At 65.5% G+C, this 14,467-nt stretch carries 12 protein-coding genes; 5 read left to right on the forward strand and 7 right to left on the reverse strand.

Annotated features, from left to right (window positions below):
• The first annotated feature begins 67 nt into the window (after window positions 1-67).
• Entirely contained in the window at window positions 68-1,183 is a 1,116-nt protein-coding gene (locus tag RIA72_RS13290; protein WP_502957956.1) for a cell wall hydrolase, read from the forward strand.
• A 44-nt stretch (window positions 1,184-1,227) separates the two neighbouring features.
• Window positions 1,228-1,614 carry a VOC family protein gene (locus tag RIA72_RS13295; protein ID WP_350032537.1) on the forward strand — a complete coding sequence of 129 codons (387 nt, stop codon included), beginning with the start codon at window positions 1,228-1,230 and terminating at the stop codon, window positions 1,612-1,614.
• A 216-nt stretch (window positions 1,615-1,830) separates the two neighbouring features.
• Here RIA72_RS13295 and RIA72_RS13300 read toward each other — a convergent pair whose 3' ends face one another.
• The 5 genes from RIA72_RS13300 to RIA72_RS13320 all read right to left on the reverse strand — a co-directional run bounded on the left by RIA72_RS13300 (window position 1,831) and on the right by RIA72_RS13320 (window position 7,977).
• On the reverse strand, window positions 1,831-3,540 hold the full coding sequence (locus tag RIA72_RS13300) for an ATP-binding protein (RefSeq protein ID WP_350032538.1): 1,710 nt from the start codon (window positions 3,538-3,540) through the stop codon (window positions 1,831-1,833).
• Window positions 3,541-3,613: 73 nt separating this feature from the next.
• On the reverse strand, window positions 3,614-4,387 hold the full coding sequence (locus tag RIA72_RS13305) for a TIGR02186 family protein (RefSeq protein ID WP_350032539.1): 774 nt from the start codon (window positions 4,385-4,387) through the stop codon (window positions 3,614-3,616).
• Window positions 4,384-5,292, reverse strand: coding sequence for a sulfite exporter TauE/SafE family protein (locus RIA72_RS13310; RefSeq protein ID WP_350032540.1), 909 nt, complete (start codon window positions 5,290-5,292; stop codon window positions 4,384-4,386). The genes RIA72_RS13305 and RIA72_RS13310 overlap by 4 nt, the downstream gene beginning before the upstream one ends.
• A 109-nt stretch (window positions 5,293-5,401) precedes the next feature.
• On the reverse strand, window positions 5,402-6,529 hold the full coding sequence (locus tag RIA72_RS13315) for a hypothetical protein (protein ID WP_350032541.1): 1,128 nt from the start codon (window positions 6,527-6,529) through the stop codon (window positions 5,402-5,404).
• Window positions 6,526-7,977, reverse strand: coding sequence for a glycosyl transferase family protein (locus RIA72_RS13320; RefSeq protein ID WP_350032542.1), 1,452 nt, complete (start codon window positions 7,975-7,977; stop codon window positions 6,526-6,528). The genes RIA72_RS13315 and RIA72_RS13320 overlap by 4 nt, the downstream gene beginning before the upstream one ends.
• Before the next feature lie 109 nt (window positions 7,978-8,086).
• Between RIA72_RS13320 and nhaA the strand changes: the two genes are divergently transcribed.
• Both nhaA and RIA72_RS13330 read left to right on the forward strand, forming a co-directional pair.
• A complete protein-coding gene (nhaA, locus tag RIA72_RS13325; protein WP_350032543.1) occupies window positions 8,087-9,361 on the forward strand; it encodes a Na+/H+ antiporter NhaA in 1,275 nt (424 codons plus the stop codon).
• A gap of 11 nt (window positions 9,362-9,372) precedes the next feature.
• Entirely contained in the window at window positions 9,373-10,725 is a 1,353-nt protein-coding gene (locus RIA72_RS13330) for a DUF885 domain-containing protein (RefSeq protein ID WP_350032544.1), read from the forward strand.
• A gap of 108 nt (window positions 10,726-10,833) precedes the next feature.
• On the opposite strand, the gene RIA72_RS13335 is transcribed toward RIA72_RS13330, so the two are convergent.
• The gene (locus tag RIA72_RS13335; protein WP_350032545.1) at window positions 10,834-12,573 is read right to left on the reverse strand and encodes an N-acyl-D-amino-acid deacylase family protein; all 1,740 of its coding nucleotides are present in this window, start codon (window positions 12,571-12,573) and stop codon (window positions 10,834-10,836) included.
• A gap of 159 nt (window positions 12,574-12,732) precedes the next feature.
• Here RIA72_RS13335 and RIA72_RS13340 point away from each other — a divergent pair, with 159 nt between their 5' ends.
• Window positions 12,733-13,476 carry a class I SAM-dependent methyltransferase gene (locus RIA72_RS13340; protein ID WP_350032547.1) on the forward strand — a complete coding sequence of 248 codons (744 nt, stop codon included), beginning with the start codon at window positions 12,733-12,735 and terminating at the stop codon, window positions 13,474-13,476.
• Window positions 13,477-13,489: 13 nt separating this feature from the next.
• Here RIA72_RS13340 and RIA72_RS13345 read toward each other — a convergent pair whose 3' ends face one another.
• Complete coding sequence (locus RIA72_RS13345; protein ID WP_350032548.1) at window positions 13,490-14,377, reverse strand: energy transducer TonB; 888 nt, start codon at window positions 14,375-14,377, stop codon at window positions 13,490-13,492.
• Between the last annotated feature and the right edge of the window lie 90 nt (window positions 14,378-14,467).

The following is a 14,467-nucleotide window of genomic DNA, read 5'->3' on the forward strand; positions in this document are numbered from 1 at the left end:
CTCGCTGGCTCGGCGCGAATCGCGCGCCGAGCACCGATGGAACGTGAAAACACGAATGAAGCCCGAATTGACCCTGACCGCCCGTTCGACGTGGCGCGACCCGGTGCCGGAAAAGCCGGCGGGGCCGGGGCGCGCCTTCTGGGCGGCGATTGGCGGCGTATCGGCCGTGGCGTGCCTCGCCTTTCTGCTCTCGAGCGGTCAGTTTCGCGCGCCCGCGATCTTCGGGCCGTACAGCGTGTCGGTGCCGCTCGATTTCAAGCCCTACGACCCCCGACGCTGGGCGATAATGACCGCCGAGGATTATGAAGCGGCGCTGAAGATCGATCCGACGCTGCCCGATCCGAACAGTGTCGGGTACAGCGACGCCGCCGCGTTGCCCCCCGTCGACCCCGCAATGCTGCGCGAAGAGGCCTTCGCCGGGCCGTCTGCCAAGCCTTATGTTTTTCGCGGGCTGACCGCGCTCGACCGCGAGCGCGCGCATTATTGCCTGACCGCCGCCATCTATTACGAAGCCGCTTCCGAAAGCGACGACGGTATGCGCGGCGTCGCGCAGACGGTGATCAATCGCGTGCGCCACCCAAGCTTTCCGGGCACCGTGTGCGGCGTCGTGTTTCAGGGATCGCAGCGCGCGGGCGTGTGCCAGTTCACCTTCAGCTGCGACGGCGCGATGGCGCGCGCGCCCAGCCGCGCGAACTGGCTGCGCGCGAGCCGCGTCGCCGCCGCGGCGCTGGGCGGTCAGGTCTTTGCAAAGGTCGGGCTCGCGACCCATTATCATACGCAGGCGATCTGGCCGCGCTGGGGCAAAAGCCTGGTGATGACCAACATCGTCGGCGCGCATATTTTCCATCGCTGGCGCGGACGCTGGGGAATGCCCGACGCCTTTCGCGCGCCCTATTCGGGACGCGAGCCGGTCCCCGGCCCCTATCTCCCCGTGGCGCAGCAGATCGCGATCCTGAAAGGCCAGGGAATCGCCCCCGGCGCAGGGCCGCTCCCGACGCTCGCCGGCGCCGCGGCACCGCTTCCCGATGCCGCGCCCGCACCATTGCCCGGCACACTGGCCCCCGCGCCCGCAAGCGCACCGGCCGCCGCGGCGACCGCCGCACCAAGCTACACCGACCCGCGGCTCAATCAGTCGGGCCAGATCCGCGAAGAATTTGCCAAAAGCGGAGAATGGAAACGCTGACCAGTTGCGCCTAGGCTGTCCCTCTTTGGACAAGAGAGGTGGTCATGGGACATGTCAAAGGCATCGGCGGGCTGTTTTTCCGCGCCCGCAACCCGGAGGCGCTCAACGCCTGGTATCGCGAGCGGCTCGGCGTCGGCGCCGGCTGCAACGCCGAAGACAGCGGGCCGGTCGACGAATGGGCGTGGATGACGGCATCGGGTCCGCTCGTCTTTGCGGCGTTCAAGGCCGATACCGACTATTTCGCCGCCGACCGCCAGTTCATGATCAACCTGCGCGTCGACGATCTCGACGCCGTGCTCGCGCCGTTCCGCGACGCGGGGGAGGAGATCGTCACCAAGGATGAGTGGGACGACCCGGCGGTCGGCCGTTTTGCCCGCGTTCACGACCCCGAGGGAAATCCGATCGAACTGTGGGAACCGCCCAAGAACTGACGGCGCGGAGAGATTGGAACAAGCGGAGCCGACCCGCAGCCGCCCTCTCTTTCATCGTCATCCCGGCGAAGGCCGGGACCTCACCCTATCGGTTTTCAGCACGGGCGAGACCCCGGCCTGCGCCGGGATGACGGATCTGAAGATGTCCGCTTCCCACCCCAAAGCCGAAATCCGCAGGGCGTGAAATTGCAGACGCACTCGCCAATGAGGGCTCGCCTACCGCCCCTGGCTGCGCCAGCGTTTCACCACACGCTCGAGAATTTCGGCCTCGCCGCCGGTGTCGCGCCACAGTTTCGAAAAGAGCGGGTCGCTCGATGCGGGCCGCTTCTCTTCCTCCAGCGTGTCGAGATAGACACGGATCGGGATCGACACGCCTTCACCGCAGACGATGCACTCGCGGTTGCGCAGCGCGGGGATCGAGTCGATGAACCCGCGCGCGCCTTCGGGCATCGCGGCTTTCACGAAATGCTGGTCGCGCTCGTTGTTGAGACGCATCGAGATGATCGTGCCGCACTGCGACAACACGCCTTCGGCAAGGTCCGACGGGCGCTGGGTGATCAGGCCCAGCGAGACGCCATATTTGCGGCCTTCCTTGGCGATCCGTTCCAGGATCTTGCGCACCGCCTGCCCGGTGCCCACGTCCTTCGACGGGATATAACGGTGTGCTTCTTCGCAGACGAGCAGGATCGGGCGCTGTGGTTCGCCGCGCGACCAGATCGCATAGTCGAAGGTCAGGCGCGACAGCACGGCGACGACAACGCCGGTAATATCGCTGGGAACGCCCGACACGTCGATGATCGAGATCGGCCGTCCGTCCGAGGGCAGGCGAAAGATCTTGCCCAGAAAGCTCGCCATCGTGTCGGCGACGAGCATGCCCGAGAACATGAAATTATAGCGCGGGTCGGCGCGCATTTCCTCGATCTTGCCCTTGATGCGCATGAAGGGCGCGCTCGACGTCGCCTTGTCGAGTTTGCCCATCTCATTCGTGAGGATGCTGAGCAGGTCGGACAATAGATAGGGGATCGGCGAATCGACCGTGATCTTGGTCATGCCTTCGGCCAGGCGGTTCTTGGTCCGCGCCTGCAGCAGACACCGCGCGAGCACGTCGCAGTCGGCCTGCCGGTCGCGCCCCTCGGCGGTAACGAAGACCTCGCAATGCTCCTCGAAATTCATCAGCCAATAGGGCATGGCCAGATTGTCGACGTCGAACAGCGCGCCGGTGCCCTTGAACGCCGCCGAATATTCACCGTGCGGGTCGATCATCACGATATGCCCCTGCGGCGCCAGTTCGCAGATCTTGTGGAGGATCAACGCAGCACTTGTCGACTTGCCCGTCCCGGTCGATCCCAGCAGCGCGAAATGCTTGCCCAGCATCGCGTCGACATAGAGCGAACCGCGCACATCCTTTGTCGGATGGACCGTGCCGATCTCGACATGCGCGCGTTCGTCGGCGGCGTAAATCTGTTTGAGGTCGGCGCTGGTCGCGGCAAAGACCGGGCTGCCGGGAACCGGATAGCGCGTGACGCCGCGGCGGAAGTTATGGATGCGTCCGGTGATCTTCTCTTCTTCGCCCTCGCCAAGAAAGTCGATCGTCGCGATGATCAATCCCTCGCCGCGTTCGTGCAATTGCTGGTCGCGTATGCTGGCGACGAGCCAGATGTTGCCGACGCGCACCTTGACCTGCGCGCCAACCTGCCCCGCCATGGCAACTGCGGCATCGCTCGACGTCGAAAGTTTGCCGATGATCGCCGAATCGAGCAAAATGCGCGATGCAGATCCCGAAATATCGACAACTTCGCCGATCAACAGATCGTCGCGGTGGTGGGTCGTAATGGGAGCGACGGGCGCGGCGACGCCCCCCCCGGCCAGGCGCACATGCTGTACTGCCGTCGAATCCCCGGCACCAAAGCCGCCCTGTATGTCCATGAAACCGCCCCCGCCTATTGTAGTCCCGCTTTGGGCTATCGCAGACGAGGGTAAATAAAGCGCTTATGATACGTCAGCGGCGCCGGAAAATCGCCGAGGCGGCATAGCCGAGGCCGAGCGAAAGCAGCACCGCCGAAAGGCCATAGAGAAACCCATGTTCCTCGGCCGCAAGCGCGACAAAGCGTTCGAACCCGGTCTTGCGAATCTGCACGTCGCGCGAAGCGACCGCGAGCACGCGGCCCCGGCTGATGAGATAGGTTTCGGCGCGATAGGTGCCCACCGGCACGCGCGCGGGAACGGGAATGCGGGCGCGATAGAGCACGCCTTCGGTAATCTCCACCGCCGCGGGATTTTCCACGAACAAGCCCGCGCGACGATAGAGGTCGATCAGACCGGCTTCGAAGCGTTCGAGCGCCTTTGCCTCCGAAAAGCCCGTCGGCGACATCGAAAGATTGGCAAGGCCAAGCTCGAAGATGGCTGCCGTCCGCTCGTCGACCAGCTTGTCGATGGGCCGCGACGAGCCGATCGCATAAAAACTGGGCGAGGTGCGCAGGCGGATACTGCTGGCATTCACCCAGATTCCGGCAACGCGCCGCTTTTCGCGCAATATGATCGGCCGCACCGGCCCCTTCAGCACGACGACAATGTCGGCGCGGTCGTCGGGCAGGCGCTGGCCGGGATAGAGGATCGCGCCGAACAGCAGCAATTCTTCGCCGGTAAAGCTGTACTGGATGTCGATGGCGCGGCTCGACACGTCGGGGACGAGCCGCGGGTCGGCGGCGCGCACTGGGGCGAACGGAAGGAACGCCAACGCCAGCGCCAGGATCAAGGCGCGCATCGCGGTCATTGCACCGTATAGATTTCGTCGGGGCGGATGAAGAGATCGACCGCCATGCGGGCGGCGACGAGCAGCACAATCACCGCGAGCGCCATCCGAAGATATTCGGGCTTCACGCTTTGGGCAAAACGCGCACCGATCTGCGCCCCGGTGACGCTGCCGAGCAGCAGCAGCCCGGCGAGCACGATGTCGACCGCACCCGTCGTCAAGGCGTGAACCATCGTCGTCGCGATCGTCACGAACAATATCTGGAACAGCGAGGTGCCGACGACCACCTGCGTTCCCATGCCGAGCAGAAAGAGCATCGCCGGCACCATGATAAAGCCGCCGCCGACGCCGAGCAGCATCGTCAATATGCCCACCACCATGCCCAGGATCAGCGGCGCAAGCGGCGAAATATAAAGGCCCGAACGGTAAAAGCGCCAACGCAGCGGCAGGTTGGCGACCATCGGGTGGTGGCGCCGTTTGCGCGCGGGCGCGGGAAGCCCCGCGCGCATATTCTGCAACGCACCCCACGCCTCGCGCGCCATGATGCTGCCGACCGAACCGAGCAGCGCGACATAGAGCATGTTGATCACCGTATCGATCTGCCCCCAGGCGGTCAGCAGTTCGAACAGCGCGGCGCCGATCAGCGACCCGAATAGCCCCCCGACGACAAGGACCGCCCCCATGCGCAGGTCGACGCCGCCGCGCTCCAGATGGGCGAGAGCGCCCGATACGCTGGCGCCCGTGACCTGAGTTGCCGCCGATGCCGCCGCAACCGTCGGCGGAATGCCGTAAAAGATGAGGAGCGGGGTCGTCAGGAAGCCGCCGCCGACCCCGAACATGCCCGACAGGAACCCCACGCCGCCGCCGAGCAGGATGATGACCAGCGCATTGACCGACAGATTGGCGACTGGGAGGTAAAGATCCACGGAGGCCCCGAAACATAGGTGCTCGGCGAAAAACTGCGCCGAGTCCGGCGACCCTAGAGCATTTTTTCGCGCCGGGGAATCGGCTGCACGGGCAAATTTTTATCGGCGGTCAGAAGTCGGCGGCGAGCGTCAACGCAAGGCCGCTTTCGGGATGCGCATCGCCTGCGACGCGCTGCCGCCAGTCGAGCGCGATCCGGCCGCCCTGGCCGATGTCGGGCAAGCGCAGCGTCAGCCGCGGCCCGACGTCGACGCGCTCAGCACCGGGTTGGACCGCACCGGCAGCCAGCGCGCCGACACGCAGCGATGCTGCGCCATGCCCAAGCGGGCGATCGACGACCACGGCCCCGTCGGCAAAGGCGTCGCGCCGCCGCGCGCCGACAATTCCCGCCTGCGCATAGGCATCGAGACGGAAGCCTGCGGGAAGCGCGACGTCCGACACGCCGCCGCTTATCATCGCCGCCAGCGCGGTGCGGCCTTCGCGTCCTGCTGCAACGCGCTGCTCGATCGCCAGATCGACCGGCAGGTGCGCCACGGGCGCAAAGACGGCACCGAAAGCCACCTCGCGCTGGTGCGGGCGATCGAAAGCCATTGTGGCCCGCACATAGCTACGCAGCCGTCCCGTCGCCCCAAAGCCATAGCCCAAGCGGAGCCCGCCCTGACTGCCGCCGAGTTGGCTGGCCGCGCCGATGCCGCCAGCCGTCTCCCCCGAACCATCGCGCAGATACAGCCAGGCGGTGGCGGACCAGCCCGCCATCTGCCGCCGCATCCAGAACGCTTCGCCGTGCGCCGGAGCGCCGCGCGGTGTGGCAACGAGCCATGCCGGCGTGGAAGAGGCCGCTCCCGTCCGCACGGCGGCGCCCGGCAAGGGGGGAAGAAGCCGCGCCATCATCGCTAGGCGAAGTTCATGGCGAAAGGGAGCGATCGCGCCACTGGATGCGGCGTGTACGACGGCGCCATCGCCAGTGCGCGCAACCTCTCTTCCGATAGCGGGCGCCGTCCGCTTAGCCGCAGACAGCGCATGGGCGCGGGGCGCCGCCGCCGGTACGATCGGCGCCGTATCGGCTATCGAAGCAAGCGACGACGAAGCCCGCCAAGTTTCAGGAGCGCCCGCGGGCGCCGACGGCAGCGCCGGATTCCAAAGCATCATGACGCGGAGCACGACCCAGCCGCCGACGCACGCGAGCAAAAAGCGCAGCGCTGGCGCATCGCGCCGCGCACCGGCCCGTCGCATCATCATCGCGCGCGTGCCCGCACCAGAAGCTCCTCGGCCGCCGCGTCGCTTTCGCTATGGTCGGTCTTGTCCCAGACCACCTCGCCCGAACGCAATATCCGCCAGTAAAGCAGCACCGCCCGCCGCGCGGCGAGCATCGCGATGATGTTGGCAACAAAGGCACGCGGCAACGCCAAACCCGCCTCGCGCCAGCCATAGCAGTGGGCGCTGAAACGGACGCGCATCGCTGTCCGCCAGACCAACAGCATCGCATTGAGCACGAGAAGCCATTGCATGACCACGCCCGGCTTCATCGCGTCCCAACCGAACAGCATCTCTCCTATCATCCCCGCCGCGACAAGAAACAGTCCCGCATAGGCCGCGAGCAGGACCAGCGCCGCCAGGGGAGCGCGGCGATCGCGCCACAGCATCCAGCGCGCCATAAGGTCGCGCCCGACCGATCGCTGCCCGTTCCCCAGGCGCGACCCCGGCCAGCCGAGATGGTCCCAGCCCGCGAGCGCAATTCCCGCGATCCAGCGCGCCTTTTGCCGCACGGCGGCGTCGCCCCGGCCGGGGAAGGTCCCCCGCGATACGATGCGATCTCCCGCCATGTCCACCGCATCGACAAAGCGCGTGCCAAGGCCATAGGCGCCGATGACCATCCCGATCTCATAATCTTCGGTCAGGCTGTCGCCGCAAAAAGGCTGCCCTCCCCTTTCGATCGCGAGCAGCGCGAGCGCCCTGCGCGTCAACGCGCAGCCGACACCGGCCGAAGGCAGCGGCAGACCAAGACGCGAACGCACCGGCAGATCCTTGCCATGCGCCTCGGCGAACTCATCACCATAATGGCCCCCGACCCAGCGTTCGCGCGGGTCGATGATGGGTACGACGGGGATTTGCACCATCGCATTGTCGCCAAGGTGCATCCGGTAAAGCGCCAGTTCGCACTGGTGGACATGGTCCTCGGCATCGTGCAGCACGACGGCGGCAAAGCGCATCGCCTCGGCGCGTTCGTCGGCGCACAGCGCCGCCCAGAGCCGGTTCAAATTGTCGCCCTTGGTCGTCGGCCCTTCGCAGTCGCCGATCACCAGCCGCAGTCCCGGATTGTGCGCGACGAGCCGCGAGACGGCAAAAATCGTCGCCGCGTCATTCGGGTAGCATCCGACATAAAGGCGAAAATCCTCGCCTTCCCAGGCGGCGAGCGTTCGGCGGAGCATCGCGGGCAATGCGGCGGCCTCATCCCACGCCGGCACGAAAACCGCGATGCGCCCTTCCAGCGGAGGGGCATCGAAACTTTCACGGAGCGGGCGCCCCCGCGTCGTCAGCCACAAGGCATCGAGTAGCAGATCGTCGAGCCCGATCAACAGGATGCCCACCGATGCGAACAGCATCAGTTCGCGGCCGGTCACGAGCACCAGCCATTCCAGCCATGCGGTCGATAGCCCCACTTGCCAGCCCCGCCCCACCGATGGCATGGCGCCATCCTCGACAATAGTGCTAATCGCGCGCGTTCATTTGTAAAGCGGCGGGCTCGTCGCTAGGAAATTGTGACAATAGCCGCCGAACCAAGGAAATAATTGACCCATGACCCGCAGTTTTCCGCCGCCTTCCGCGTTACGCGATTTCCTCGAAAGCGAAAGTGCGGGCGGAATGCTGCTCATTTTTGCAGCCATTTTGGCGATGATTGTCGCCAATTCCCCGTTGTCGGGCCTGTATCATGACCTGATTCATGCGGTGACGGGTCCGGTGCTGACCGACAAGCTTGGTCCCATGACGGTCCATTTGTGGATCAACGACGGGTTGATGGCGGTGTTTTTCCTGCTCGTCGGGCTGGAAATCAAGCGCGAGTTCGTCGACGGGCGGCTGGCCAGCTGGGACCGCCGACGCCTGCCCTTCATCGCCGCCGCCGCCGGCATGGCGGTGCCCGCCGCGCTTTACATGTTCTTCGTCGGCGGCGAGCCGGGGCTGGCGCAGGGCTGGGCCATCCCCGCGGCGACCGACATCGCCTTTGCCATGGGTGTCCTCGCGCTGCTCGGCAAGCGCGCGCCGACCTCGCTCAAGCTGTTCCTCGTCACCGTCGCGATCGTCGACGACATGGGCGCGGTCGCGATCATCGCGCTTTTCTACACGGCCAAGATCAACCTGCTCGCGCTTGGCGCCGCGGCGGCGATCTTTGCCGTCATGTTCGCATGCAACCGCAGCGGGGTAAAGAGCCTGCTCGTCTATATGATGCTGTTCCTGCTGCTCTGGTATGCGATGCTGCTGTCGGGCGTCCATGCGACGATCGCCGGGGTGCTCGCGGCGATGACCATCCCGTTCGAACGTACGATCGGTGCACCCGACAGCCAGACGTCGCCGCTCCACCGGCTCGAACATGCGCTGCACCCATCGGTCGCTTTTGCGATCGTCCCGCTGTTCGGCTTTGCCAATGCCGGGGTCGACATGCGCGCGCTGGGCCTCGACCAGATTTTCGCGCCGCTGCCGCTCGGCATTGCCGCGGGTCTGTTCTTCGGCAAGCAGCTCGGCATTTTCGGCAGCGTCTGGCTGGCGGTGAAGCTCGGTATCGCGGGACGGCTGCGCGGGGCGACCTGGCTCCAGGTCTATGGCGTTGCGATGCTGTGCGGCATCGGCTTTACGATGAGCCTGTTCATCGGCGGCCTCGCCTTCCCCGGCAACGCGCTGTTGATCGAGGAAGCGAAGATCGGCATCCTGATGGGGTCGCTTGCCGCCGCGCTGATCGGGTTCGCCGTGCTGCGTTTCGCCCCGTCCCATCCCGAACATGCGGCGGTCGAATCGGCATCGAACGGCGAAATAGCGGCCGACGGCGACGTGCACGACACATCCGAAGCGGCACGCTAGGCACGGGGGGCATGAAAAGCTCGTTTTCCGTCCTGGCGATTGCGGCCTCCGTGCTCGCCGGATGCGCGGCAGGTGCGCCGAAAGCACCGCCGGCAGATGCCAGCGTCGCCGCGCTCGACGTGCGCCGCGCCGCGGCAGACGCCGCCGCGCTCGACGCGATCGCCGCCTCCTACCTTCGCCTGTCGCTCGAAATCGGCACGCACGAGCCCGGCTATATCGACGCCTATTACGGGCCGGCCGCGATCAAGGCGTCAGCCGAAGCGGCGCCACGCGACAAGCGGGCGCTGCTTGCGGCGACCCGCGTGCTGATGGCCGAAACCGATCGCACCGCACGAGGCCTCACCGACCCGCTCACCAAACGCCGCGCAGCCTTTCTGCATGCCCAGCTTCGCGCCGCCGAAACGCGGTTGATGATGATGGAGGGGACGCGCTTCGCTTTTGCCGACGAGGCCGAACGGCTGTTCGGCGTGCGGCCGCAGCTGAAGCCGCTTGCCAGCTATGACGCCGAATTGGCGAAGATCGCGGCGCTCGTCCCCGGCGAAGGCGCCCTCGCCGACCGGGTCGAAGCCTATCTCGACACCTTCACCATTCCCAAGGACCGGCTGCAACCGACCTTCGAAGCAGCGATTGCGCGCTGCCGCGGGCGCAGCACGGCGCATATCCCTATGCCCGCCGATGAAAGCTTCCGGCTCGAATTTGTTACCGGGAAAAGCTGGAGCGGCTATAATTACTATCAGGGAGCCTATCACAGTCTGATCCAGGTCAACACCGACCTGCCGATCCGCCTGTCGCGCGCACTCGACCTTGGCTGTCACGAGGGCTATCCCGGCCACCACCTCCTCAACATGAAGCTTGAAGAAAAGCTGGTGAAGGAACGCGGCTGGGCCGAGTTCAGCGTCTATCCGCTGTACAGCCCGCAAAGCCTGATCGCGGAAGGCAGCGCCAATTACGGCATCGACCTGTCCTTTCCGGGTGAAGCCAAGGCGGCGACCGAACGCGACGTGCTGATGCCAATCGCCGGGATCGCCGTCCCCTCGGACAATCGTTACTGGCAACTTCTGAAAGCGATCAAGCGCGCGTCGGGCGCGCGGCTCACAATCGCGCAGCAATATCTGGACGGAGCGATCGACCGGCCGACGGCGGTGACGTTGACGCAGAAATATCTACTCGTGTCGGCAAAGCGCGCCGAACAATCGGTGAGCTTTACCGACCAGTATCGCAGCTATGTGATCAACTATGGCCTCGGCGAAGCGATGGTGCGCGCGCACGTTGAACGCGGCAAGCCAAGCCGCGAGGAAATGTGGCGACGCATGGAAAAGATCGTCAGCGAGCCCACCTTGCCGTCGGATTTGGTGGCGCGCTGACGACCACCATTATCCGCACAATTGCCGTCATCCCGGCGAAGGCCGGGATCTCCACAGTGCGTCAGAATGCAATGGCGAGATCCCGGCCTTCGCCGGGATGACGAACTGCTATTCCGCCGCCATTGCCATTTCGACGCGCTGCGGACCGCGGATCACGCCGCCCGGCGTCGGCCCCTGCATGGCGCCATCCCTGAACGTCACGACTCCCGACTTCACCGTCGCGACATAGCCGTCGGCCTTTTGCAGAAGGCGCCGGCCGCCCGCGGGCAGATCGAAGGCGAGCCAGGGCTTGCCGAGCTTCAGCCGTTCCATGTCGATGACGTTCAGATCGGCGAGATAGCCCGGCGCGATCAGCCCGCGGTCTTCGAGGCCATAGAGCATCGCGGTATCGCGGCACTGGCGCTTCACCGCATGTTCGAGCGCGATGCGATGGCCCTTGCGGTCGCGCACCCAATGTTGGAGCATGAAGGTCGGCGAAGCGGCGTCGCAGATCGTCCCGCAGTGCGCCCCGCCGTCGGAGAGGCTGTTCACCGTGTCCTCGGCGGCCTGCAGATCCTCCAGGAAATTGAGATTGCCGTCGCGGTAGTTGAGGATCGGGAAATAGATGAAGCCCTTGCCGTCGTCCTTCATGAGCAGGTCATAGGCATATTCGGCCGGCGAGACGCCCGCTGCCGCCGCGCGCGCGGCGATGCTTTCGTCCATGCTGGGCTCATAGTTGAAATCGGGGTCCATTTCGAACTGCACGGGCCAGCCGAGCGCCACGATTTTCAGGAAATCGATGATGTCGCTTTCTGGCCAGACATTCTCTTCCTCGATCATCCGTGCCTTGAACGCCGGCTCCTTCAGCTTCGCGAGCTGATCCTCCCACCCCAGGCCCTCGATCTCGTTCCACGCGGGCTTGAAACGGAACGGATGCACCGTCCCCTGCCACGCCATGATCACGCCGTTGCCGCGGAGCGCGATCTGCGCGACGATATTCGCCCCGGCCCTATTCTGTCGCCGCATTTCCGCGATCTGCTCTTCCAGCGGCAGCTCCTTCGCGATCGACTGGAGCGCCGCAAAGGTGACGGGCAGGCCGGTTTCGCGGCTGAGATCGCCCATCCATTGAAATTCGTTCCACTCGCGCTTCAGGTCGCTCGCCATCTCGAACACGCCGTAACCGACGCGCCCCATCGCGCGGCCGATCGCGATCAGCTCCTCCGCCGTCGCGGTGGTACCGGGGACAAGTTCGCCATCGACCGACTTGTGCAGCACGGTGCGGCTGGTCGAAAAACCGAGCGCGCCCGCGCGCACGCCTTCCTCGACGATGCGCGACATTTCGGCGATGTCTTCTCCGGTCGGGATCGCGCCGGGCTTTTCGCGGTCGCCGAGCACATAGGCGCGCACCGCGCCGTGCGGGACGTGGCACGCGACATCGACCGTGCGCGGCAATTTTTCCAGCGCGTCCATATATTCGGGGAAGGTTTCCCAATCCCAGCTCATGCCTTCGGCCAGCGCGGTGCCGGGGATGTCCTCGACCCCTTCCATCAGGCTGATCAGCCAGTCGTGGCGATCGGGCTTCGCGGGCGCAAAGCCGACGCCGCAATTGCCCATCACGACGGTGGTGACGCCGTGCCAGCTCGACGGCGCCATCTCGGCGTCCCATGTCGCCTGCCCGTCATAATGGGTGTGAACGTCGACGAAGCCAGGCGTGACGATCTGCCCCGTCGCATCGATCTCCTCGCGCCCGGCGCCAAGATTCGCGCCCACCGCAACGATCCGGTCGCCATCAATCGCGACGTCGGCGACAAAAGGCTGGCCGCCCGATCCATCGACGACGGTGCCGCCACGAATTACCAGATCATGCATGTCCACTCTCCCGATTTTTTCGTTTCATGACGAAACCTATCATGGATTCGCGCGATGCCAAGCCCCGTCAGAACCGTCGGGTGGGATGCTGCGCGATTCACCGCGCGCGCTTTGCGCCGGTCTGTTATATCGGTGCGACACACCAAGGGAGTCGATGCCATGGTCCGTTCGCTAACCCTCGCCCTGCTGCTCGCCGCCAGTCCGCTGGCTTCCGCGCAGGCGGCCGCACCCGATTATGCCGCTGCCCTCGCCGACTCCGCAAGGCCGACTGCCGACCGCGACAAGGATGCCGCGCGCAAGCCCGCCGAACTGCTGGCATTCGCCGGGATCGAGCCGGGCGAAAAGGTCGGCGACTTTGTGATGGGCGGCGGCTATGTCACGCGCCTGCTCGCCGCCGCGGTCGGCCCCGCTGGCAAGGTTTACGGTTTCCAGCCCGCCGAGTTCATCGCGTTTCGCAAACAATATGGCGACGATCAGGCTGCGGTCGATGCCGCCTATGACAATGTCGATGCAGTTGGCGGACCGTTCGCCGCGCCCGCCTTTCCCGAACCGCTCGATACGATCATCACGGTCCAGAATTTCCACGACCTTTACCTGAAACCCTTCGCCGAAGACACGGGAGCAAGAGCGAGCGCCGCGCTGTTCGCAGCGCTCAAACCCGGGGGCACGCTGATCGTCGTCGACCATAGCGCCGCCGACGGCAGCGGAACGACGGCGGCCGACAGCCTGCACCGGATCGACAAAGCGGCGGTGATCGCCGCACTGACCGCGGCGGGCTTTACCCTCGAAGCCGAAAGCGACCTTTATGCCCGCGCCAACGACCCACGAACGGCCAATGTCTTTGATGAGGGCATCCGCGGCAAGACCGACCAGTTCGCGCTGCGGTTCCGCAAGCCGGACTGAGGCAGCGGCGCGCCTACATTTTGAAGCGGACGCTGTTCAGATAATAGGAGGCGATGGGCCTGCCCGCCGCGTCGAGCGCGGGGGTGAAGCTGGCGCGTTTCATAATCCCGTTGCACACAGCGTCGTCGAACGCCTGCGGCCGCGTCGATTGCTGGATATGACAGCTTGCAGGCTTGCCTTCGGCATCGACGACGAGCCGGAAGAACACCAGTGCCTGATTGCCCCGGATCCACATGTCGGCGGGATAGTCGCTGCTGTTCATCCATTTTCCGGGGCTGCCGACGGGCGCGACGCGGCGCGACAGCGTCCGGTGCGCCGCCACATCGATGTTCCAGCCGCGCAAAAGGTCGTCGGTGCAGGCGGCGAGCGCGCGCTCGGCGTCGAGCATCGATCCGGTTTCGAGCACCACCGCCTGCTTGCCTGGAATGCGAACCTCAAGATCCCGGATCGCGCCATAGAGTGCGGGATCGACCACCGGCAAAGGCCGCGTCCCGTCGTCCTCGCCCTCCACCTCTGCCCAGGAAGGGTCATAGCCCGAAATATACAGCCCGCCGCTGAGCACGAGCGCCGCCCGGCCGCCGTCGACCGTCGCGGGGGTGAACTGCTTGCCGAAGGGCGGATCGTTCGGCCCGAAACGTAGCGTGATACGCCGATTGTCGCTGCGCACCTTGAGCGGTTCGCCCACAAGCGTCATATGCACCCGCGGCCCCGGCTGAAACCGGTCGAGGAGCAGCAACACCTCGTCGTCGCCAGTGCCGAACGCTCGCGCGAGGCGGCAGCTGTCCGGCGCGTAGTTGACGTGCCATTTTGAAGACGGCGATAACCGCAGCGGCTCCTTTGCCTCGCTGGCCGGGGCAACCAGCGCGACGGTCAGGGCCAAAGCGTTCATGAGCTGCTTCATCATATCCTCCCTGTTCGGCGAACTTAAGCTTATCGTCCTGGATCGAAAGAACAATTGGGATCGAACCCAAATTTGCTGTCGCCAAAATGT

It is taken from the genome of Sphingopyxis sp., assembly GCF_040216815.1.
In the GTDB taxonomy this organism is placed as follows: Bacteria; Pseudomonadota; Alphaproteobacteria; order Sphingomonadales; family Sphingomonadaceae; genus Sphingopyxis.